The organism is Streptosporangium sp. NPDC049376, assembly GCF_044466505.1.
Classification (GTDB): Bacteria; Actinomycetota; Actinomycetes; order Streptosporangiales; family Streptosporangiaceae; genus Streptosporangium.
Map to the genome: position 1 here is coordinate 85,090 of NZ_JBITMT010000003.1, position 20,379 is coordinate 105,468.

Sequence of the window (20,379 nt, forward strand, 5' to 3'; positions counted from 1 at the left end):
AGGAACCCACGGTCTAAACCCTGACTGACAGTGTTTACACAGGTCAGAGCGCTTTTTGGGAGACTGAAACCGGTTGATTATCAGGCAGAAATCTCTCGGTGGACATCCGCGCCCAGCGCCTGCATACGCTCGGCCAGATAAGAGTGGCCCCGGTCGATGAGATATCCTGACCCGATCACGGTCTCTCCCTGGGCCGCCAGACCGGCCAGGACCAGGGCGATGCCGGAGCGCAGGTCATGGGCGGTGACGTCGGTTCCGGTGAGCGGAGTGGCGCCCCGGACGACGGCGCTGTTCTCCTTCACTTCGATGTCGGCGCCCATTTTGTTCAGTTCTGCGGCCAATGCGAACCGGCCGTCGAAAATCCGTTCGTGGATGTAGCTCGCGCCGTCCGCGAGACAGGCGACCGTCATGATCGGCGACTGCAGATCGGTGGCGAAGCCGGGGTAGGTGTCGGTGATCACGTTGATCGGGCGCAGCGGGCGGTCCCTGCGCACGTGCAGCACGGCGCCGTGGTCGGCGAACTCCACCCCCATCTGCTCCAGCTTGTAACGGACGACACCGAGGTGGTCCAGGTCGGCGCCGACCAGGTTGACCTCACCGCCGGTGATCGCGGCGGCCATGGCGAACACGCCCGCGTCGAGCCGGTCGGGCATCACGGTGTGCTCGACGGCCTGCAGCTCGTCGACGCCCTCGACGGTGATGAAGCCGGTCCCGCCGCCGCTGATCCGCGCGCCCATCCTGGTCAGCATCTCGATCACGTCGAGGACCTCGGGCTCAAGGGCCGCGTTCTCGATCACGGTCGTGCCGCGCCCGAGGACGCCCGCCATGATCAGGTTCTCGGTGCCGGTGTGCGAGGGGGTGTCGAGGTACAGCGTGGCGCCGGTGAAGCCCGCCGTCTTGACGTGGATGACGGCGTCGCCCTCGTCCACGACCGCGCCGAGCCGCTTGTAGCCCAGGTAGTGGAAGTCGAGGTTGCGACTGCCCAGGTTGCAGCCGCCGACCCCCTCGATGACGGCCTCGCCGAGGCGGTGCAGCAGCGCCGGGACGAACAGCACCGAGCCGCGGAAACGGCGGGCGATCTCGGCGGGCAGCACGGGGCTGCTCAGCGTCGAGGCGTCGATCACCAGCGTGCGTTCGGCCTCGTGGAGCTCGACCTTGGCGCCGACGGCCTCGGCCAGCTCGACCGCGCGGCGGACGTCCTCGATGATGGGGACGTTGCGCAGCACGGTACGGCCTCTGGGCGCCAGGAGGGCCGCGCCGATCATGGGAAGCACGGCGTTCTTGGCGCCCTGGATGAAGGCGGTTCCACGGAGGGGATTGCCACCGCGCACGCGGTAACGGACCATGCTTCATGCTCCTTGGGGGTGGGGGACGATATTCGTACGACATGGGGGGCGGTGGCCGGAAGGCGTCGGCCAACACTAGCCGTTGGATGCCCCTGAACCTGCTATTTCGTGGGGAAACCGGACCCGGTCAGCGGACTGACCAGAAGCTTCCGCGCGAAAGTCTCGACGGTTCCCACATGACAATTTCCACTCGGCCGTGAAAGCTCCCGCGGTTCGTGTGCCCCGCCGGGCGGGCCGTGCGACGCCTGCGTCACCGGCCAGAGTTTATTCACGCCGTACGGGTGCCCCTGCCCGAGGGGGTCAGCGGGGAGGCGGCCGTCAGCAGGGTGTCGGCCCGCTGGTCCACGAAGCGGGTCACGACCTGCTGGCCGTACCCGAAGACCATGGCCCAGACCAGGATCGCCGACTGGGAACCGAGCCCGGACATGCCCGGGACGAACCCGGAGTTCAGGATCAGCAGCCCGAGCACGGCCGTCGCCACCCCGGCGGGCGCCTTGAGCAGGGTCTGGGCGACCGCCAGCGAGTAACGCGTGGACAGGTCGGCGCGGGTGGACAGCGAGGCCGCGCTGGACAGCGCCGCGCCCAGCACGCCGACCAGGGCGACGAGCGGGACGTCGCCGTGACCGGGCCGGTGGCCGCCGGTCGGGCAGATCTGGGCGGGCATCAGACCCTGGGCCTGGACCACCGACTGGTTGCCGCACATCGGCACCGCGTCCGGCCAGATGGCGCCGACCGCCACCAGGCCGAACACGATCACCGACAGCATGAGGACCCCGCCGAGCAGCAGGTTGCGGAAGCTGCGGACCCGGCCGCTCTCCATCGCCTGCGCGGTGTAAGCCGCCCGCAGCACCGACTGCATCAGCGGCCTGTCACCCTCGCCCAGGTCTCCGGCGGCGATCCTGGCCTGCAACTGGACCAGCCTGGGGTCGTCGCCGGGCAGGTAGGCCCTGCCGATCGCGAGGACCTCGGTCGCCCGGCCGCACAGCTCGGGCGTCGGCAGCACGCCGTACAGCATCACGGTCGCGCTGTTGACGTTCGACCAGGCGCCCTCGACGGCGTGACCGGTCAGCCAGCGGCGCAGGCCGTGCCTGCTCCTGGCGTAGGACTCGGCGCGGGCCAGGTGCGTGCCGATGCCCTCGCCCGCCGAGGCGGACGAGCCCGTGCGCTCGCACGCGGTCAGCGCGCGCTCGGCGTCGGCCCTGATCTCCTCGCTGCGGGTCGCCACGTACACGCGCCAGATGCCGGGCCAGCGCAGGACGCCGGTGTCGCCGATCCGTTCCGGGGAGACTGCGTCGAGCGACATCGTTCCTCCGTTGGGCGCGGGCCGTGGGGGATCGGGCCGGGAGTGTTCCCGGCCCTCGGGGTGTGCCGATTCGACGGTACGTCCCCGTGCCCCGGGACGCCGGGCCTTCGCGGAGCCGGGGCTCAGAGGCCCTGGACCGCGATGTCCGTACGGTGGTGCGAGCCGCGCATCCGGATGCGGCCGACCGCCTGGTAGGCGGCCTCGCGGGCGGCGGCGACGTCGGCTCCGGTGCCGACCACGCTGAGCACCCGCCCGCCCGCCGACAGGACACGGTCGCCGTCGGCGGCGGTCCCGGCGTGCAGCACGTAGGCGTCGTCCGCCACCTCGGAGAGCCCCTCGATGACGTCGCCCTTGACCGGGTCCGCGGGGTAGTTCTCCGCCGCGACGACCACGGTCACCGCCGCGCCCTCGTGCCAGGCGAGCGGACCGAACCGGTCGAGCGTGCCGTTCGCGCAGGCCAGCAGCAGGCCGGCGAGCGGCGTCGCGAGCCGGTCGAGCACGACCTGGGTCTCCGGGTCGCCGAACCGCGCGTTGAACTCGATCACCTTCGGGCCGTCCTTGGTGAGCGCGAGCCCGACGAAGAGCACCCCCGTGTACGGCGTGCCGCGTTCGGCCAGCTCGGCCACGGTCGGCAGGACGGTCTCGGCCATCACCCGGTCGGTCAGGTCGGCGGGTGCCCAGGTCAGCGGCGTGTAGGCGCCCATGCCGCCGGTGTTGGGGCCCTTGTCGCCGTCGTAGGCGCGCTTGTGGTCCTGGGCGGGCAGCAGCGGCACGGCCGTCGAGCCGTCGCAGAGCGCGAACAGCGAGACCTCGGGGCCGTCGAGGAACTCCTCGATGACGACCCGTCCGCACGCCGCCGCGTGCCCGAGCGCCTCCTCGCGGTCGTCGGTGACCACGACGCCCTTGCCCGCCGCGAGCCCGTCGTCCTTGACCACGTACGGCGCGCCGAACGCGTCGAGCGCCGCGGCGGCCTCCTCGGGCGTCTCACAGGTGTGGGAGCGCGCGGTCGGCACGCCCGCCGAGGCCATGACGTCCTTGGCGAAGGCCTTGGAACCCTCGATCCTGGCCGCCTCGGCCGAGGGGCCGAAGCACGGGATGCCCGCCTTCCTGACCGCGTCGGCGACCCCGGCGACCAGCGGCGCCTCGGGGCCGATCACGACCAGGTCGGCCCGCAGGTCCTCCGCGAGCCCGGCGACGGCCCCGGGGTCGGTCGGGGTGACCGGGTGGAGGGTCGCGATCCGCGCGATCCCCGGGTTTCCCGGAGCACAGTGGACCTCGGTGACCTGGGGGTCCGTCGCCAGAGACCGGCACAGGGCATGCTCGCGCCCGCCGGATCCAATCACAAGAATGCGCACTCGGGAGAGCTTATCCGCCGGGCATGGGACGACTGTCCACAGGCTGTGGACAAGGTGTTCGACCGCGTACCGCCCGGGGTTGACGAACTTCCGCGTGTCGATCTTCTCTGTGACATATCCTGATGAAAGAGCTGATCTAGCTGTAAACGGGACATGAATTTCGTTGGGTTCCGCATGATCGCCCCTTGTGACCGAGGGTATCCTGGGAGTCCGCCCCCAAGCATGTGCTAAGTTTGGGCGGCTTTGGCGTGTCTGATGCTGATTGGAGGTGGTTGGGGATGACCTCTGGCGATCCCAGCAGTACGTGCTCGCGCACACGTGCTGTGCGCACTCTCGACCACTCCACACCGGTGTCCGACCGGCTGCGCACGCATTCTCTTTGAGTTGAGGTGACACAACGTCGCGTGCGATCAGTGCCGGTTCGGGCGGGAAGGCCTGACATGCGCTCTTCGCTTCTGTTCCCCCGCATCAAGCACGTACGTGCCGTTCGTACCCCGCGTCCCAGCCTCTCGGCTGCCGACCGTGCGAACTCCCCCTGTGTCCCGCCGAGCGACTCGCTCGTCGAGTACGCCGCCTACGTCAACGGCAAGAAGATCGACGCCCTGGGCATCGTCGACGCCCTCGAACTCGTCCGCGAGCACAACGCCGCGCAGGAGAAGGGCAACGCCTTCGTCTGGGTCGGCCTGCACGAACCCGACGCCCCCGAGGTCGAGTGGCTGGCAGAGGTCTTCGCCCTGCACCCCCTCGCCGTCGAGGACGCCGTCAAGGCTCATCAGCGTCCGAAGGTCGAGCGGTACGGCGACTCGCTGTTCGTCGTCCTGAAGACCGTCGCCTACCTCGACCACGACGAACTCACCGCGACCAGCGAGATCATCGGCACCGGCGAGATCATGGCCTTCGTCGGCCCCGACTTCGTGGTCACCGTACGGCACGGCACGCACTGCCCGCTGACCGAGGTGCGCCAGCGCCTTGAGGACAAGCCCAAGCTCCTCAGCAGGGGCCCGACCGGCGTGCTGCACGCCATCGCCGACCACGTCGTCGACAAGTACCTCACCGTGGCCGACCTCATGCAGACCGAGCTCGAAGACGTCGAGGCCATGGTCTTCGCCGAGGTCAGCGCCCGCGACATCGGCCGGATCTACAACCTCAAGCGCGAGATGATCGAGATGAAGCGGTCGGTGACCCCGCTGCAGTCACCGCTCGCCACGCTCGCCCAGCGCCGGATGATCCCCTCGGAGATGCGCGAGTACTTCCGTGACGTCGTCGACCACCTCGCCCGCGTCTGCGAGCAGGTCGAGTCGTCCAACGAACTGTGCAACTCGGTCCTGCAGGCCGCTCTGGCCCGCTCGAACGCCCTCGCCAACGAGGACATGCGCAAGATCTCCTCGTGGGTGGCCATCATGGCCGTCCCCACGATGATCGCCGGGATCTACGGCATGAACTTCAAGCACATGCCCGAGCTTGAGTCCGTCTTCGGCTACCCGCTCGTGATCTGCGCCATGGTGATCGTCTGCACGCTGCTCTACCGGGGGTTCCGCCGCAACGGCTGGCTGTGACGTCAGCCGACCGGCGCGCGCATCGGGGAGAGCGGGGCGGCCAACGGCAGGCCCCGCTCGGCCCACAGCACGCGCATCCGGTCGGGATAGTCGGTGACGACCCCGGCGACCCCCAGGTCGAGCAGCACCGCGGCCCTGGCCGGGTCGTTGACGGTCCAGGCGACCACCGGAAGCCCGGCCCTGGCCGCGTCGGACATCAACTCCTCGTCGAGCAGCACGTGGTCGGGCGAGAGCACCGTTCCCCCCGCCGCCAGCGCGGCGGCCGGAAGGTCGCCGCCGAAGTCGTCGAGATCGAGCCCGCCGAACCACGCCGGGTCCATCGTCGCCCGCTCGACCAGCGCGTAACAGGGCATCGCCGGGACCAGGGATCGGGCGACGCCGAGAATCCGCCAGTCGAAGCTGAGGATCGCCGCCCCGCCGAGCCTGCCGTGCAGGTCCAGCTCGGCGATGACCAACTCGGTCAGCTCACGCGGGTCGGCACTCAGGTCGGGCCGCGTCGGATCGGACTTCAGCTCGACGTGCAACCGCACCCGGTCGGCCCCGTAGGCGTTCACCAGGGCCAGCACGGCGCTCAGCGTCGGCATACGGGTGTCGGGAACCGGCACCTGGGTGGCGACGAACCGGTCACCCGAGACGAGCGGCAGCCGTACACCGCATTCGAGGGTGCGTAACTGTGCCAGCGTCAGAGTCCCGACGGGCCTGCCCACGTAGGGGAACAGCGGGTCGCCGGGGAAGGCGGGGTAGCGGTCGGCGCTGGTGACCGCGGAGACCGTCAGGTCGTGGGTCAGCACCAGGCGCCGGTCGGCCGTCAGCGCGACGTCGAACTCAAGCGCGTCGACACCCAGCTCCAGGGCGTGGGCGAGGCCGGGCAACGTGTTCTCTGGCCGGAGGCCGCGGGCTCCCCGGTGGCCATGGATCTCGGCATGCACACAGGGGACCTTACAGACCCCGGACCCCGATTCCACAGCGCGGCTCGCCCCCTGTTTCCATCGCGCGTCAACCTTGTCACCGCATGTGGTTCGCAAAATCCTCACCAGTGGACAACCAAGGCGGCGCAGCGGATCGGGCCCGGTACGCGTTCCTAGGTCATGAACGGTGAGACAGTCGCTCAGGCGACCGCGCCACCCGGTGCCCGGGCGGTACTGGCGGACCTGTACCGCGAGCACCGGCTCGCCCTGGTCCGCCTGGCCGTACTGCTCGTGGGGGACAGGGAGAGCGCGGAGGACGTCGTGCAGGACGTCTTCTCCAGGCTGCACACCGCCGCGCTGAACGGCGGGCGCCCCGGGACGCTCACGCTGACGTACGTCCGCGTCTGCGTGCTGAACGCCTCGCGCTCCCTGCTGCGCAGACGCGGGGTCGCCGCCAGGCTGAGGCTCACGCGACGGGACTGGCCGATCGGCCCCGATTCGGCCTCCGGCTCCGGCTCCGACTCCGCGGAGACGAGCGTGCTGCTGGGCGAGACGCGCCAGGAGATGCTGGCCGCGCTCGGCAGGCTGCCCAGGAGGCAGCGCGAGGTCCTCGTGCTGCGTTACTACCTCGACCTGTCCGACGCCGAGATCGCCCAGGTGACACGGCTCGGGCAGAGCACCGTACGGTCCACCGTCTCACGGGCCCTGGGACGGCTTGAGCGCGAACTGGGAGGCAAGGCATGACCGGCATCGAGGATCGGCTCAGGGACGCGCTGGCCGCCAGGGCCGAGGCCGTGACGGACGACGGACGGCCCCGCGTTCTCCCCGAACCGCACAGGCCGCTCGCGCGGCCCGGGTGGTGGGCGCCGGTCGCGGTCGCGGCGGCCATGGTGCTCGTGGTCGGCGTCGTCGTCGTGGGAGCGCGAACGCGGCTGGTCACGGCCCCGCGACCCGTGTCCTCCTCCGGCGCCCTTCCCCCGCCGATCAGACAGGTGTGGCCGGACGCGGTGCACGAGATCCCGACGACAGGGCCCGGCGGCCGGACGTTCACTCCGGAGACGTTCGTCACCGACTGGATCGTGGTCGGGCAGAGTCTGCGGAAGGACCGGTTCGACGGGCTCTGGGCGTACGACGTCGTCCGGCGGAGGTTCAGCCTGATCGCGTCGTTGAAGGAGCCGATCGACGGGACGCCGGCCTTCGGGGACGGCCATCTGGCGTGGTCGACCACCCGGGGCCGGACGACCGAGGTGTGGACGGTGTCGATCGCCGGCGGCACGCCACGGCGGCTCGCCCGGTTCCCCGCCGCGATCGACGACGACGACAATTACGAGGGGATGAGCCTGGCCGTGGCAGACGACGCGGTCGTGTGGTCCCCGCCGGGGGGCGGTGTCTACCGGGTTCCGCTGAAGGGCGGGAAGGTGTCCCTCATCGAGGGGACGAAGGGCCAGTGGCTGGTCGAGTGGCCGTGGGCCGGGTGGCCCAGGCGGGGCACCATGACGGACCAGTCGGTTCCCCGTCCCATGGAGCACCTGCGGAACGTGCTCTCGGGCGAGTCGAGGGACGCGGTCCCTCCGGCGGGACACACCTCGTGGTACGAGTGCGGCCTCACATGGTGTTACGGCGGCTCCAGCGCCTGGCGGCGTGACGGGACGGGCCTGCACGCGATGCCGGGGTCGACGGGCGGGGCGTCCTTCCTGGGCCGCGTCGTTCTGCTTGAGCAGACGGACCGCGCGGGCAACGGGGGACGCGGTCTCTACGACGCGGCCACGCGCCGCTCCGGCCTGCTGTTCCCCGTTCGGGCTTCCCTGAACCCGAAGGATCATCCTCCCGGCCTGTTCGTGGAGAAGAACCTGTTCTGGTTTAAGAAGGACAAGAAAACCCTGGTTCTGGTGAACCCCAATGCCATAATTCGATGAGGCTCTATTGGTTTCGGTCGGCTGGTAAACGGGTTCGGGTCCTCGACCTCGCGGGAGAGCCGTGGCGAAGGGGAAAAGTCCCGCGCCGCCTCCTGGGAGCGTCCGCCCGTGTCCTCGCCCTGGCGGCTCAGGAGGCGGGGGAGACCGCGTCCCCCCGGGGCCCGGTCCGTTCGGAACGGGTCGGCCGCCGTGAAAACCCTGGTGACGACGGGAGTTGACAACCGGTCCTTACAGGCTTGTTTCGGAAACGGTGTGCGCGAACTCGTGGGAAGGCCCGTACGACGGTCGGACCGAACGGGTCGTCGGGCTTTCCCGTCGCGGGGCCGCCCGAATGGGAGCCTGTTATGTCGGAACTGACATCCCCTGCTCGGAACAATCGCGGAGGAGCAGGAAAACGGTGGTCGCATTCTTTTGACACCGGATGTGGGAATTCACAATGCCACGGGGGTTGAATTCCTCTCGGCGCCGGTAGGGGCGATTTCCCGATGACGCCCTTCCGGGGCCGTACGGTTCGCTGTGGGGTCGCCCGGAGGGGTCGGAGTCCGAGATCTGGCTCGTCGTGGGGCGGGCGGGGCCGTACGGCCTTGGGGAGGCTCGGCTGAGGACCTGGATCCTCCCAAGGTCGTACGGCTCGCCGGGGCTTCGCCGGGTCAGCTGAGGAAGGCCGGGCGGAGCATGGCGAAGACCTGGTCCGTCAGGGTCGGGCGGTCGGCCGAGCCGCCGGTGCGCAGCCATTCACGTGCCACCGTGTCGAGGGCCGCCCCGGCGGCGACCGAGGCGAGGTCGGCCTCCAGCGGGGACAGGCCGCGCCCCGTCAGCGCCTCGACGATCAGGGCGCGGGCCTCGTCACGCTTCTGCAGGAGCCTGGCCCGTAGCGGGGGAGTGGACTCGATGAGCCGCAGCACCTCGATCTGCGTGTTGATGTGCGCCTCCCAGCCGCGCAGCACCGTGTGCAGGCACTCCCACGCCCCTTCCCCCGGTGGCCGGGCGGAGATCTCCTGGGCGACCCGCTCGGCCGTCGCCTCAAGCTCCCCGAGAAGCGCGTCCTCCTTGGTCGGGAAGTAGCGGAAGAAGCTCCGCTTGGACATCCCGGCCGCCCTGGCGATGTCGTCGACCGTGGTCTCGTCGAAGCCGCGCTCGGTGAACAGCTCAAGCGCCCGTGCGGCCAGCTCGGCGCGCACCGCCCGCCTGGTGCGATCTCGTAACCCCTCCATGACCCGAAATCATACACTCATTGCCAACCTTGGCACTTGGTGACATATTCAGGGCGACGCTCTTTGGATCGGAGGCTCTCATGCGTGGAAAGACCGTCCTGATCACCGGCAGCACCGGAGGAATCGGCAAGGAGACCGCACGCGGACTGGCCGCCCTGGGTGCCCGGGTGATCCTCGTCGGCCGCGACCCCGTACGCGCCCGGCGGGCGGCCGACGAACTGGGCGCGGGCGGCGGCCAGGTCGAGGCCCTCGCGGCGGACATGACCCGCCTGGGTGAGATGGCGGCCCTCGCCGCCCGGGTGGCCGAACGCTGCGACCGGCTGGACGTGCTGGTCAACAACGTCGGCGCCAACCCGCCACGCCGTACGCTCACCGAGGACGGGGTGGAGACCACCTTCGCCGCCCACGTGCTGGCGCCGTTCACACTCACCCATCTGTTGCTGCCGCTGCTCGCCGGCCGGGTCGTCAACATCACCGGGGGCATCCCCGGCGGCCCGATCGACCTGGACAACCTCCAGGCGGAACGGCGCTATCTGGGGTGGACCTTCGCCCAGTACAACCACACCAAGACCATGCAGATGGCGATGAGCCTGCGCTTCGCCGAGGAGGTGGCCGGGACCGGCGTCACGGTCAACGTGGCCTACCCCGGGCACGGCCACACGCCGATGAACCAGTCGCTGAAGGCGGCCGGATTCCCCTACCTCTACCGCCCGATCGTCCCGCTGCTGGGCCTGGTCGCCCCCCGGTTCTTCGCGGACCTCGGCAAACCCGCCCGCTCCAGCATCCACCTGGCCTCAAGCGCCGAGGTCGAGGGAGTGAGCGGAGCCTACTTCAGCATGAAGTGCCGTCGTACGGCCTGGCCGGAGAGCGCCCTGAACCGCCGCAACCAGGACACGATCTGGGCGCTGTGCGAGAGCCTGACCCGCGAGGTCATCGGACGCCTCTGATGTAGGAGGCTAGGGGGATGACACAGTCACATATCACTGGTCTTCGAGCTCTTCGGGTCTCCCGGACCTTCCAGGTCGGCGGTGGCTCCCGTGGCTGACCCGAAGCGTCCCGTTCCCGTGATCCGCGAGGCTCGTGAGGAGGACTGGCCGCGGATCTGGCCCATCGTTCACGATGTCGTCACCGCGCAGGAGACCTTCACCTACGACCCCGCCATGAGCGAGAACGACGCCAGGAAGCTCTGGCTCCTGCCGGCCCCGGCCAGGGTGGTCGTCGCGGTCGACGGTGACCTGGTGCTCGGCACCGCCAACATGTACGCCAACCGGCCCGGCCCCGGCGACCACATCGCCTCCGGCAGCCTGATGGTCGCGGGGGAGGCACGGGGCCTGGGCGTCGGACGCGCCCTCGTCACGGACATGATCACCTGGGCGAGGCAGCAGGGGTTCGCGGCGATCCAGTTCAACGCCGTCGCGGACAGCAACAGGAGCGCGATCCACCTCTACGAGAGCCTGGGCTTCACCACCCTGGGCACGGCCCCCGGCGCCTTCCGCCACCCCACGGAAGGCCACGTCGGCCTCCGGATCATGTGGCTCCCCCTGTGACGGGTACGGCCTTGCTCACCGGATCACATGGGCATGTCGTGGAGAGGGCGCCGTGTGACACAGTGGCCTCCAGACAGATTCCTGAGGACCGGGCCGCTGCCGGGAGGAGGGAAGAACCGTCGTACGACCCAGTCACATCCACAAAATGATCAACGCCCTGACTCGCACTTCTGCACTACCGCCGGACTGCCGCAGAACCAGCCGATCCCACCTTCGACCTAACCTGCCTGACCTGCGACTTTACCCCGGGCCCCTCATCACCCTGGAGGGTTCGCAAGTCCAGGCGCGGCCGGTGCACCGTGTGAGTGATGGCGTCCCTCATCGCCCTGGAGGGTTACCAGTGACCTCTTCGGTGTGAACGAAGCGCTCTCCCGGTCCCCTCATCACCCTGGAGGGTTCGCAACACTGCGGAACGGCGAACCGCTTCCCGCGGCCGATGGGTCCCTCATCGCCCTGAAGGGTTCGCAACTACGGAAGGCGCGGGATGCCGGTGGCCATGTCGCCCGGTCGCTCATCACCCTGAAGGGTTCGCACCACTACAGGAGAAGCGTTGAGGAGGACCTTGATGTCGGTTTCGCGGTAGCGGCGTTGGTTGCTGGGGGTTCTGACCGAGGGGATCCTCCCGGTGAGGGCCCACCGGTTGACGGTCTTGGGGTCGACGCCGAAGATGCGGGCGACCTCGCCGGGGGTGAGGAGTCGTTCGGTGGTGCCGGGGCCGGTGGAGAAGGTGCCGTCGGGGGCGACGGCCTTGAGGGGGGACATGGGGGCTCCGTAGGGGGTCAGTAGCGGCTGCGGTGGAGGATCTCGTCGTGCCGGGCCAGTGCGCGGGTCAGCCGGTGGAGGGTCGTACGGCCGAGCACGTCGCGGGCCCCGGCTTTGCGCTGGTCGAGGCGCAGGGGTTCGTAGCGGACGGCCCACCACCTGGGGAGTCCGGGCAGGTTCCGTTCCTCGTACCGCCAGGCGGGGTGGGTGCTGATGAGCAGGTCGATCAGGCGCCGTTCGTCGTCGGTCATGGTCGTCCCTGGTTGGGGAGTGGAAGTGGGGGCGGGTACCCGGCCCCGAGCCGGGGAGCATGCGGCCGGGCACCCTGGAGGAGGACCGGCCCCACACACTCGGGGCCGGTGCGCCAGACGACTCCCCTTCCCCAGCACGCCAGCGTGCATGGGAACCGTCTTGCGGAGGTGTGCGGCTCAGGTCCCTCCTACCTGAGCCGCACGTCATGGAGTACGGCGGGCAGCGGGTGGGATGAGTTTCCACCGCCCGCCGTACCGGCTATGGGGAGCGCAGCAGCCCGCGCAACGCCGTAGCCCGACCCGACACAACGGCCTGACCAGGACTTACGGCCTGCACAACCCGGGAGACCCGGGCCATCTGCCTGACCCGAGCGGTCTGGATGGCACGGGCGACGGCGACGGCCTGAATACTCGGCGGCACCATCGGGGGCGCCTGGGCGCTCAGCTTGCGGTCCAGCTCCTCAGCCGACTCGGCCCGCACCAGCAGCACGTCCCCGACGTACGGCCTGCCGGGCAGGACGCTCCGGTAGGCGCTCCACAGGCCGGACCGCGAGCTGCGGAAGACGAGCCAGTCCGGGTGAGCCGTCTGCACGGAGTTACAGGTTCGATCGGAAAACTCAGAAACTTGACGAAGAGCCCAGCCCGGGAGAATCATGCCGTCCTCCCGCCCGGCGAACGCCGTCCACCGACCCTCGCCACCTCGGAGGTAAGGCGTCCCCGTCGAGCCAGTGAAGGTGGCGCGAGCCGAATCGCCCGGATCATCTCCGCCTCCCGCATCCGCTCCTCCAACCCCTCGGAAGTGGAGTCCTCGACGATCACCGGACGCGGACCGTCCCAGGAGGCCATCGCGTAGAAGGAACGTCGCCCCAGGCTGTAGAGGACGGTCCAGTCGGCCCAGGCCAGGTCGATCCGTTCAGCCTCGACCCGCGCGGGCCCGTCCCACACCCGCCGATACACCGGCGCGTACGGCAGGCCGTCCCGATGCCGCCCGGTCACGAAGGCACCTCCTCAACAGCCGCGACGGCCTCCCGGGCCTTCTCCTCCTGCGCGGCCACGGCCTCCCGGACCTCCTCGAAGGTGTCGGCGTCCACGGTCGGCTCCGCACCGGCCCGCAACGCCGTACCCGGGAACGCCCGATTGCGGATCGCCCAGAACCGTCCGGCATCACTGATGATCAACCGCCAGCCAGGGATCGTCTGGCAGGCCGGAGTCTCCATGAATCGAACCTCCTCTTCTGCTCAAGGGCCTGTCGGGTGGTAGCGGTTTCCGGGTAGAGGCCCTGTTTCGGGAAGTGCTCAGTGCGGTGTTCGATACGCGGTTGGCGTGGCCGTAGGTGTCTTCCGGTTGGTGGCCACGCTGGTAGGGCGGGTGCGATCATTCGTTTCGATCACCGAACGTTTGCGGTCAGCGCCCTTGGCCTGGGGTGCTGTTGTGCTTTTCCGCGATCAAGGACTTGCGTGGTCGGAGAGTTCCTTCTCGGCCAGTAGACGTAGTCGGCGCAGGAAGGCGGTGATGCCGGTCGCGGCGTCGGTGAGCGTCCAGGCCTGGCATATTGGTGGGCAACCGCTTCGGATGGTTTTCTCCGCCAGGTGGACGTGGTCGCCGTGGTCGCGGATGACGGCGAGTTCCGCGCCTGGCCACTGTGCGCTGGCCAGGCGCTCGGAGTGAGCGAGGAGGGCGCCTGTCACCGAGTCCCAGAAGGCGCTTTCGGCGCTCTCCGTTGTGGGGTATCGGTCCCCTTTCGACAGGCGGTCGCTGACGATGACCACGATGGGCTCCGGTTCCTCGATGAGGTGCCAGTGCTCGTCACGCCATCGGAATGTCAGGCGTGCGAGATGTGCCGGATCGTGTGGAGTTGTCACCCAGCCCCCGTTCTCGTATACGTTAACTGATTGGCGTATACGAGAATGGGGACCGGTATCGTGCCTGTCAAGCCGTTCGACAAAGATCCTTCCAAGAAAGGGAGAACCGGTGCGGGGTCATGCCTACGAACACGTCGCGGCCGAGCTGCGCGAGGCGATCCTGCGAGGTGACCTTCCCGCAGGAACACGACTGCCCAGACACGCCGACCTCGCCCAGCGCTACGGCGTCTCCGAGATCGTCATCCGCAAAGCCATCGACGACCTGAAAGGCCAAGGACTCGTCGAAACACGCGGCCGAGGCGGCACCACCGTCCGCGAACGCCCACCGGTCCGCCGGATCTCCATGGACCGCTACCTCGCCGACGCCGGACCGCAGACCGTACCCCAGACCTCCTTCACCCGGGACGCGGGCATCGGATGGTCGGAATACCGCCTCGACAAGGCCTACCAGTGGATCACCGCGGACCCACGCCTGGCCGCCCTGTTCGGCGTCGAACCCGGCACCAGGGTCCTGGAACGCCGCTTCGTCTTCTACGCCAACGGCCTGCCCTCCCAGACTTCACGCTCCTGCCTGCTGGCCGCCGACGTCGAGGGCACCGCCGTCGCCGACCCGAAGAACGAACCCTGGCCCGGCGGCAACATCGCCCAGCTCAGAACCCTCAACATCGAGGTCGACGAGATCACCGAGGAGACCACCGCCCGCATGCCCGACGCCCAGGAGGGCGCGACCCTCGGCATCGGCAGCGGAATCCCCGTCTTCTCCATCGTTCGCCGCACCCTCGCCCAGGGCCGAGTGGTCGAGGTCGCCGACCCCATCGTCATCCCATCCGACCGCGCCATCCGCGTGGACCGCATCGTCCTGCCACCCCAACCCGAACAACACCGGCCCAGCTGAAACGCTCACTTTTGAGGGTGCTCGCCGTACCTCAGTTGCTACCGGATCTGGTCTGACGCCTTCAACGAGGGGATCGGTATGACCGAGCCGTGCACCGATGTCTCGTCTCGGCCTCTGGCGCCCGCGAGCGAATCCCGCTCCTGCGATGCCTGACCTGGGACTTTATCTTCGGCTCACTTATCACCCTGAAGGGTTCGCAACGCGGCCTCCAGTGGGGCCGTCTCGACTCCGGCGTCCTGGTCGCTCGTCACCCCCGGTCGGTTCCGGTGCCCTCCAGGACCGTGGAAAGCAAGGCTCGGAGGGCGGTGCGGACGGCTTCCAGGTCTACCGCTTCCGGGGTTATCCGCCACTGGGCGTGGATGCCGATGACGGTTCCCACCAGGACGACCGTGAACGCCTCCGGGGTGGTTCCCGGGGGAACGGCGTGTTCCGGGATCCAGGCTCGTACGGCCTCCCTGAGGGCCACGTGGAGCCGGGCGTAGTGGTCGCGGATCGGTGAGTCGGCCTCGACGGCCTCGGCGAGCAGGGTGATGAACAGGCGTGCGACGGGCATGCGGATGAAGGCCATCACCTGCTCCAGCGGGCCGCCGCGCACCTCCCCTGCGGCCGAGCCTTCTGAAGCCGGGCCGGACGCCGGGGCCGGGCCGAAGGCGGTCAGCATGGCGTCGAGGCGGTCGTCGATCACCGCCTCAAGCAGGCCCAGCTTGTTGCCGAAGTGCCAGGGGATGGAGCCACGGCTGATACCGGCCCGGTCGGCGATGTCGATGAAGCTCGTCTGCCGGTAGCCCTTCTCGGCGAAGAGTTCGGACGCGGCCGTCACCAGCAGCCGGCGGCTCTCCTGCGTCATCTCGGTACGTCGCGTGGCCATGTGACCCATCAAACCAGGTATGCCCGATGACCTACCAAGTGCTGATCGATATATTCTGTGTCAGTCAACATAGAAAGAGGCATCCATGCGTTGGGTCACCTACGAAACGGACGACGGCGACCGCGTCGGAGTGGTCGACGGCGACCGGATCCACCCGATCGGGCCGGGCGTCAGCCTGATCGACCTCATCGGCCAGGGTTCGGAGAAGCTGCGCGCGGCCGGGGAGGCGGCACTGACCTCGGAGGCGCACACGGTCCCGCTGGCCGGGGTCAGGCTGCGCGCGCCGATCCCGCGTCCGCCCTCGATGCGCGACTGCCTGTGCTTCCTGGACCACATGCGCAACTGCCAACAGGCCATGGGGCGGCCGCGCACGCTCAAGGACGCCTGGTACCAGATCCCGGCCTTCTACTTCGCCGCTCCCTCGACGGTCGTCGGGCCGTACGACGACGTGGCGATCTCCCCGGGCAGTTCCTGGTTCGACTTCGAGCTGGAGATCGCGGCGGTCATCGGCCCCGGCGGCCGGGACCTCACCCCGGAGCAGGCCGAGGAGCGCATCGTCGGCTACACCGTCTACAACGACTGGTCGGCGCGGGACCTGCAGACGCACGAGGCCGCGCTGGCGATCGGCCAGGCCAAGGGCAAGGACGGCGCGACCACCCTCGGCCCGTTCCTGGTCACCCCGGACGAGCTTGAGCCCTACCTTCGCGACGGCAGGCTCGCGCTGCGGGTCGAGGCGACCGTCAACGGCCGGGTCATCGGCTCGGGCCGTACGGACTCCATGGACTGGAGCTTCGGCGAGGTCGTCTCCTACGCCTCACGCGGTGTCGACCTGCTGCCCGGTGACGTGTTCGGTTCGGGTACGGTGCCCGGCTGCTGCCTCGTCGAGCACCTGTCCCTGGCGGACCCGGCCTCCTTCCCCGGCTGGCTGAAGGACGGCGACGTCGTCGAGCTGGCCGTCGAGGGGCTGGGCCGTACCCGGCAGACGGTTCGCGCGTCGGCCAGGCCGTACGCGCTGACGCCTCGGGAGAACCCCGACCGGCGTCCGCCGCGGCCCCGGGTGAACAGGGCGCCGTCGCGGCTGCCCTACACGCGCGGTCTGCACGAGGTCGGCGCGGACGTGTGGGCCTGGCTGCTGCCCGACGGCGGGTACGGCCTGAGCAACGCCGGGCTGGTCGCGGGCGAGGGCGCCTCGATCCTGGTGGACACCCTGTTCGACCTGCCGTTGACGGCCGAGATGCTCCACGCGATGGGTCGCGTCACCGCTCGGCACCCGCTCACCCACGCCGTCCTCACCCACTCCAACGGCGACCACACCCACGGCAACCAGCTGCTCGGCGAGGGTGTCGAGATCGTCGCCGCCACGGCCACCGGCGCGGAGATGCCGCACGAGATGCCCGCGGAGCTGCTGACCGCCACCCAGGTCATGGACGTCGGCCCCGCGACCTCCTACCTCCGTGAGCGGTTCGGGCCCTTCGACTTCGGCGGCATCCGTCTGCGGCTGCCCGACCGGACCTACGACGGGGAGCTCACCCTGGACGTCGGAGGGCGTGAGGTACGTCTGACGAACCTCGGTCCCGCCCACACCGGCGCCGACACGGTCGTGCACGTGCCCGACGCGGGGGTGCTCTTCGCGGGGGACCTGCTGTTCGTCGGCTGCACGCCCATCGTGTGGAGCGGCCCGGTCGGCAACTGGATCGCCGCCTGCGACAGGATGATCGCCACCGGCGCCCACACGATCGTCCCCGGCCACGGCCCGGTCACCGACCCCGACGGCGTTCGCGCGGTACGCGGCTACCTCACCCATGTGGTCGAGCAGGCCGACGCCGCCCACGCCCGGGGCGTCCCCTTCGCGGAGGCGGCCAAGACCGTCGACCTCGGGGAGTACGCCACCTGGCTGGACGCCGAGCGGATCGTGGTCAACCTGCACCGCCGCTACCGCGAACTCGACCCCGAGACCACGCCCGAGCTGAACCGGCTGACGCTGATGGCGATGATGGCCGACTGGGACGCGACACGGGGGCTCTCGTGAGACTCCCCGGAACCGCGCACACCCGCCTGCCCTGGCGGGTCCACGAACTCACCGGGGACTTCACGGTCGAGGACGTGTGGTCGTTCCGTACCCCCGGCGCCGGGCCCGACGACTTCCCCACGATGCTCGCGGCGATGCGGACCGCCGGGGGGATCGCGAAGCTGCCCCGGCCCGCGCGGTTCCTGTTCACCCTCCGCTGGAGGATCGGCGCGCTGCTCGGCTGGGACAGGCCGTCCTCGGGCGTCGGCGCGCGGGTCGGCTCGCTGCGCGACCGCCTGCCCGACGACCTCCGCGACGCCCCCCGTGGCGCCGACAGCGCGACCATGCCGCTCAAGGCGGTCTACGAACTCGACACCGAGTCCGCCAGGGAACTGGCGAACAGGACCGTGCACACCGTGATGCACCTGGGCTGGGTTCGAGGCGCCGACGGTGACCACGAACTGAGGATGGCCGTCCTCGTCAAGCCCAACGGCCTGTTCGGACGGCTCTACATGGCCGCCATCGCGCCCTTCAGGTACCTCGTCGTCTACCCGGCGCTGACCCGGCGCTGGGAACACGCCTGGCGGGACCACGCGGAAAGGACGCCCCGATGAACTCCAGGACGCTCCGCTGGGCGAGCGGGATCATGATCACGCTGGGCGCGGGGCACCTGTCCGTGGTGGTGCTCACCGGCTGGGCGCAGATCTCCGACTGGGTACGGCAGGGCCTGTGGGCGGCCGTCCCGTTCCTCGGCACGAGCGGCGACACGGCTCAGCTGGTGGAGGCCCTGCGGGACAAGACGATCTTCTGGGCCGGTCCGGGAGGCTTCGCCGTTCCCCTGGTCCTGCTGGGCTGCCTGACGTGGCACCTCGCCGGGCGTGGGGTGACCGTACCCGCCGGAGTCGGCTGGGGTGTCGCGGTGTGGTCCGTGGTGGGCGGCGTCGTCCTCGTGCCGTCCCCGTTCTTCCTCGGGGCCGTCGCCGGAGCGCTCATCGTCCTGGCGGCGCGGAGGGGAGTGGGTGCGCCGACCTCGCACGGGAGCTGAGCCGGTCACCACGGGGGCGTCCGGCTCACGCTCCCGGCGGGGCGTCGTCCGTCGCGACGACGCCCCGTCCGGTTCACCAGGTCTTGCCAGCCTGCTCGCGGATCGTGTGGTTGATCCGGTTGAAGAAGTTGGTCAGCGCGATCTCCATGGTGATCGCGTTCAGTTGCTCGCCGGTGAAGTGGTCGGCGGCGTGGTCCCAGATCTCGTCGGTCACGCCGGGGGCGCCGTCCTGGATCCGGGTGGCGGCCTCGGCCAGTGCGAGCGCGGCCCGTTCCTCGTCGGTGAAGAAGGACGTCTCGCGCCACGCGACGACGTGGTGCAGCCGCTCGTCGGTCTCACCGGCCTTCTTCGCCGAGGCGACCGAGGCGAAGACACACGGGCTGCAGCCGTTGATCTGGCTGACGCGCAGGTGGACCAGCGACAGCAGACGGCCGTCGACACCTCCGGAGTGAATCACCTTGTACAGCTTCGTGATCCCCTCGATCAGTTCGGGGCTTGCCGTACCTTTCAGGCGTGCTTCCATGGTTCCTGCTCCCTCGTCGGTTACCTGAGCCCGTTCCGGCTCGTCATCACCCATGACGGAGCGGTTCTGCGGAAGGTAACAACATGCCCGACACCGGTCAGGCCAGGCCCACCGATCCGATGGCCGAGGCGTTCGAGTCGCAGCGCGACCGGCTGCGCGCGGTCGCCCATCGTGTGCTCGGATCGCACGCCGACGCCGAGGACGTGGTCCAGGAGGCGTGGCTGCGGCTGTCCCGCCAGGACGCGGCGGTCGCTGGTGACATCGCCAACCTCGCCGGGTGGCTGACCACGGTGGTCGCCAGGATCAGCCTCGACGTCCTGCGGACGCGCCGGGCCCGCACCGAGGTGCTCCTGGACGACCGGCTGCCCGAGTTCGTGGTGACCCCCGATGACGGTCCCGCTCCCGAGGAGGACGCGGTGCTCGCCGACTCGGTAGGGCTCGCGCTTCTCGTCGTCCTCGAATCGCTCCGGCCGAGTGAGCGGCTGGCCTTCGTGCTGCACGACCTGTTCGCGGTGCCGTTCGACGAGATCGGCAAGATCCTCGGCAGGTCGACCGACGCCGCCAAGATGCTCGCCAGCCGGGCCCGCAGGAAGGTGCGGGCGACGGAGCGTCCGGCGGGTGCCGGTCGGGAGCGGCGCGAGGTGGTCCAGGCCTTCCTGGCGGCCGCCCGCCGTGGCGACTTCGAGGAACTGCTGCGCCTGCTCGACCCCGAGGTGAAGCTGACCGTCGACACCCCCACCGGAGAGATCGTCGTCCTCGGCGCGACCAGGGTCGCGGCGGGCGCGCGGCTGTCCTCTGGCGCGGGCGCCCTCGGCCGGGCGGTGCTCGTCAACGGCCTGCCCGGCTTCGTCTCCTGGCATCAGGACGGCACCCCGTTCTCCGTCCTGGCGTTCACCGTCACCGAGGGCAGGATCGCCGCCATCACGGCCTTCGTCGACCCGGCCAAGCTCGCGCGGATGAACCTGCCCGACCCGGCGTGAGCCGTCGGGACCTGCTCAAAAGACGTGTGAAGTGCGAGGA

23 protein-coding genes are annotated in these 20,379 nt (G+C 69.8%); 10 read left to right on the top strand and 13 right to left on the bottom strand.

All coding sequences use genetic code 11. The annotated features are described in order from the left end of the window. Positions 1–80 precede the first annotated feature (80 nt). The 3 genes from murA to purD all read right to left on the bottom strand — a co-directional run bounded on the left by murA (position 81) and on the right by purD (position 4,004). On the bottom strand, positions 81–1,346 hold the full coding sequence (gene murA, locus ACIBVQ_RS10055; RefSeq protein WP_352011143.1) for a UDP-N-acetylglucosamine 1-carboxyvinyltransferase: 1,266 nt from the start codon (positions 1,344–1,346) through the stop codon (positions 81–83). Between the two features lie 268 nt (positions 1,347–1,614). Beyond that, entirely contained in the window at positions 1,615–2,649 is a 1,035-nt protein-coding gene (locus tag ACIBVQ_RS10060; protein WP_399176778.1) for a hypothetical protein, read from the bottom strand. A gap of 122 nt (positions 2,650–2,771) precedes the next feature. After that, complete coding sequence (gene purD / locus ACIBVQ_RS10065) at positions 2,772–4,004, bottom strand: phosphoribosylamine--glycine ligase (protein WP_386188684.1); 1,233 nt, start codon at positions 4,002–4,004, stop codon at positions 2,772–2,774. 440 nt (positions 4,005–4,444) lie between these two features. Between purD and corA the strand changes: the two genes are divergently transcribed. Beyond that, positions 4,445–5,560 carry a magnesium/cobalt transporter CorA gene (corA, locus tag ACIBVQ_RS10070; protein WP_399176781.1) on the top strand — a complete coding sequence of 372 codons (1,116 nt, stop codon included), beginning with the start codon at positions 4,445–4,447 and terminating at the stop codon, positions 5,558–5,560. Between the two features lie 2 nt (positions 5,561–5,562). On the opposite strand, the gene ACIBVQ_RS10075 is transcribed toward corA, so the two are convergent. Further along, a complete protein-coding gene (locus ACIBVQ_RS10075; protein WP_362912278.1) occupies positions 5,563–6,489 on the bottom strand; it encodes a glycerophosphodiester phosphodiesterase family protein in 927 nt (308 codons plus the stop codon). A gap of 159 nt (positions 6,490–6,648) precedes the next feature. On the opposite strand from ACIBVQ_RS10075, the gene ACIBVQ_RS10080 reads away from it, so the two are divergent. Then, positions 6,649–7,212 (top strand): RNA polymerase sigma factor, encoded by a 564-nt coding sequence (locus ACIBVQ_RS10080; protein WP_399176783.1) that lies wholly within the window; start codon positions 6,649–6,651, stop codon positions 7,210–7,212. Next, positions 7,209–8,384, top strand: a complete 1,176-nt coding sequence (locus tag ACIBVQ_RS10085) for a hypothetical protein (RefSeq protein WP_399176785.1) — start codon at positions 7,209–7,211, stop codon at positions 8,382–8,384. Before ACIBVQ_RS10080 ends, ACIBVQ_RS10085 begins: the two co-directional genes overlap by 4 nt. Before the next feature lie 650 nt (positions 8,385–9,034). Here ACIBVQ_RS10085 and ACIBVQ_RS10090 read toward each other — a convergent pair. After that, positions 9,035–9,598 (bottom strand): TetR family transcriptional regulator, encoded by a 564-nt coding sequence (locus tag ACIBVQ_RS10090; RefSeq protein ID WP_386188676.1) that lies wholly within the window; start codon positions 9,596–9,598, stop codon positions 9,035–9,037. A gap of 80 nt (positions 9,599–9,678) precedes the next feature. Here ACIBVQ_RS10090 and ACIBVQ_RS10095 point away from each other — a divergent pair, with 80 nt between their 5' ends. Beyond that, positions 9,679–10,545, top strand: a complete 867-nt coding sequence (locus tag ACIBVQ_RS10095) for an SDR family NAD(P)-dependent oxidoreductase (RefSeq protein WP_399176787.1) — start codon at positions 9,679–9,681, stop codon at positions 10,543–10,545. Between the two features lie 90 nt (positions 10,546–10,635). Beyond that, complete coding sequence (locus ACIBVQ_RS10100) at positions 10,636–11,145, top strand: GNAT family N-acetyltransferase (RefSeq protein WP_399176789.1); 510 nt, start codon at positions 10,636–10,638, stop codon at positions 11,143–11,145. Between the two features lie 468 nt (positions 11,146–11,613). Here the strand turns inward: ACIBVQ_RS10100 and ACIBVQ_RS10105 are convergent, their stop codons facing one another. From ACIBVQ_RS10105 to ACIBVQ_RS10130, 6 genes are all read right to left on the bottom strand, one after another. After that, the gene (locus ACIBVQ_RS10105; RefSeq protein ID WP_399176792.1) at positions 11,614–11,907 is read right to left on the bottom strand and encodes a helix-turn-helix domain-containing protein; all 294 of its coding nucleotides are present in this window, start codon (positions 11,905–11,907) and stop codon (positions 11,614–11,616) included. Between the two features lie 17 nt (positions 11,908–11,924). Continuing rightward, on the bottom strand, positions 11,925–12,158 hold the full coding sequence (locus ACIBVQ_RS10110; RefSeq protein WP_399176794.1) for a hypothetical protein: 234 nt from the start codon (positions 12,156–12,158) through the stop codon (positions 11,925–11,927). Between the two features lie 259 nt (positions 12,159–12,417). Then, a complete protein-coding gene (locus tag ACIBVQ_RS10115) occupies positions 12,418–12,750 on the bottom strand; it encodes a hypothetical protein (protein ID WP_399176796.1) in 333 nt (110 codons plus the stop codon). Positions 12,751–12,809: 59 nt separating this feature from the next. Beyond that, positions 12,810–13,154 (bottom strand): hypothetical protein, encoded by a 345-nt coding sequence (locus tag ACIBVQ_RS10120; RefSeq protein WP_399176798.1) that lies wholly within the window; start codon positions 13,152–13,154, stop codon positions 12,810–12,812. Continuing rightward, a complete protein-coding gene (locus ACIBVQ_RS10125; protein WP_399176800.1) occupies positions 13,151–13,375 on the bottom strand; it encodes a hypothetical protein in 225 nt (74 codons plus the stop codon). The genes ACIBVQ_RS10120 and ACIBVQ_RS10125 overlap by 4 nt, the downstream gene beginning before the upstream one ends. Before the next feature lie 228 nt (positions 13,376–13,603). Then, a complete protein-coding gene (locus ACIBVQ_RS10130; RefSeq protein ID WP_352011129.1) occupies positions 13,604–13,927 on the bottom strand; it encodes a hypothetical protein in 324 nt (107 codons plus the stop codon). A 202-nt stretch (positions 13,928–14,129) separates the two neighbouring features. Here ACIBVQ_RS10130 and ACIBVQ_RS10135 point away from each other — a divergent pair, with 202 nt between their 5' ends. Next, on the top strand, positions 14,130–14,915 hold the full coding sequence (locus ACIBVQ_RS10135) for a GntR family transcriptional regulator (RefSeq protein WP_352011128.1): 786 nt from the start codon (positions 14,130–14,132) through the stop codon (positions 14,913–14,915). A 247-nt stretch (positions 14,916–15,162) separates the two neighbouring features. On the opposite strand, the gene ACIBVQ_RS10140 is transcribed toward ACIBVQ_RS10135, so the two are convergent. Then, positions 15,163–15,783 (bottom strand): TetR/AcrR family transcriptional regulator, encoded by a 621-nt coding sequence (locus ACIBVQ_RS10140; RefSeq protein WP_399176803.1) that lies wholly within the window; start codon positions 15,781–15,783, stop codon positions 15,163–15,165. Between the two features lie 85 nt (positions 15,784–15,868). On the opposite strand from ACIBVQ_RS10140, the gene ACIBVQ_RS10145 reads away from it, so the two are divergent. Genes ACIBVQ_RS10145 through ACIBVQ_RS10155 form a run of 3 tightly spaced genes read left to right on the top strand, consistent with a single transcriptional unit; the run spans position 15,869 to position 18,836 of the window. Continuing rightward, positions 15,869–17,812: a fumarylacetoacetate hydrolase family protein gene (locus tag ACIBVQ_RS10145; protein ID WP_399176805.1), complete on the top strand. Its 1,944-nt coding sequence runs from the start codon at positions 15,869–15,871 to the stop codon at positions 17,810–17,812. After that, entirely contained in the window at positions 17,809–18,405 is a 597-nt protein-coding gene (locus ACIBVQ_RS10150; RefSeq protein ID WP_399176807.1) for a DUF2867 domain-containing protein, read from the top strand. The genes ACIBVQ_RS10145 and ACIBVQ_RS10150 overlap by 4 nt, the downstream gene beginning before the upstream one ends. Further along, positions 18,402–18,836 (top strand): DUF6463 family protein, encoded by a 435-nt coding sequence (locus tag ACIBVQ_RS10155; protein ID WP_399176809.1) that lies wholly within the window; start codon positions 18,402–18,404, stop codon positions 18,834–18,836. Before ACIBVQ_RS10150 ends, ACIBVQ_RS10155 begins: the two co-directional genes overlap by 4 nt. 73 nt (positions 18,837–18,909) lie before the next feature. Here ACIBVQ_RS10155 and ACIBVQ_RS10160 read toward each other — a convergent pair whose 3' ends face one another. Further along, a complete protein-coding gene (locus tag ACIBVQ_RS10160; RefSeq protein ID WP_399176811.1) occupies positions 18,910–19,359 on the bottom strand; it encodes a carboxymuconolactone decarboxylase family protein in 450 nt (149 codons plus the stop codon). An 83-nt stretch (positions 19,360–19,442) separates the two neighbouring features. On the opposite strand from ACIBVQ_RS10160, the gene ACIBVQ_RS10165 reads away from it, so the two are divergent. Beyond that, entirely contained in the window at positions 19,443–20,339 is an 897-nt protein-coding gene (locus ACIBVQ_RS10165) for a sigma-70 family RNA polymerase sigma factor (RefSeq protein ID WP_399176813.1), read from the top strand. Positions 20,340–20,379: the final 40 nt, after the last annotated feature.

Bases quoted from the DNA above. Each gene is read 5' to 3' on its own strand.
- murA (WP_352011143.1), bottom strand. From the start codon at position 1,346: ATGGTCCGTTACCGCGTGCGCGGTGGCAATCCCCTCCGTGGAACCGCC.
- ACIBVQ_RS10060 (WP_399176778.1), bottom strand. From the start codon at position 2,649: ATGTCGCTCGACGCAGTCTCCCCGGAACGGATCGGCGACACCGGCGTC.
- corA (WP_399176781.1), top strand. From the start codon at position 4,445: ATGCGCTCTTCGCTTCTGTTCCCCCGCATCAAGCACGTACGTGCCGTT.
- ACIBVQ_RS10080 (WP_399176783.1), top strand. From the start codon at position 6,649: ATGAACGGTGAGACAGTCGCTCAGGCGACCGCGCCACCCGGTGCCCGG.
- ACIBVQ_RS10085 (WP_399176785.1), top strand. From the start codon at position 7,209: ATGACCGGCATCGAGGATCGGCTCAGGGACGCGCTGGCCGCCAGGGCC.
- ACIBVQ_RS10090 (WP_386188676.1), bottom strand. From the start codon at position 9,598: ATGGAGGGGTTACGAGATCGCACCAGGCGGGCGGTGCGCGCCGAGCTG.
- ACIBVQ_RS10095 (WP_399176787.1), top strand. From the start codon at position 9,679: ATGCGTGGAAAGACCGTCCTGATCACCGGCAGCACCGGAGGAATCGGC.
- ACIBVQ_RS10105 (WP_399176792.1), bottom strand. From the start codon at position 11,907: ATGTCCCCCCTCAAGGCCGTCGCCCCCGACGGCACCTTCTCCACCGGC.
- ACIBVQ_RS10110 (WP_399176794.1), bottom strand. From the start codon at position 12,158: ATGACCGACGACGAACGGCGCCTGATCGACCTGCTCATCAGCACCCAC.
- ACIBVQ_RS10125 (WP_399176800.1), bottom strand. From the start codon at position 13,375: ATGGAGACTCCGGCCTGCCAGACGATCCCTGGCTGGCGGTTGATCATC.
- ACIBVQ_RS10140 (WP_399176803.1), bottom strand. From the start codon at position 15,783: ATGGCCACGCGACGTACCGAGATGACGCAGGAGAGCCGCCGGCTGCTG.
- ACIBVQ_RS10145 (WP_399176805.1), top strand. From the start codon at position 15,869: ATGCGTTGGGTCACCTACGAAACGGACGACGGCGACCGCGTCGGAGTG.
- ACIBVQ_RS10155 (WP_399176809.1), top strand. From the start codon at position 18,402: ATGAACTCCAGGACGCTCCGCTGGGCGAGCGGGATCATGATCACGCTG.
- ACIBVQ_RS10160 (WP_399176811.1), bottom strand. From the start codon at position 19,359: ATGGAAGCACGCCTGAAAGGTACGGCAAGCCCCGAACTGATCGAGGGG.
- ACIBVQ_RS10165 (WP_399176813.1), top strand. From the start codon at position 19,443: ATGCCCGACACCGGTCAGGCCAGGCCCACCGATCCGATGGCCGAGGCG.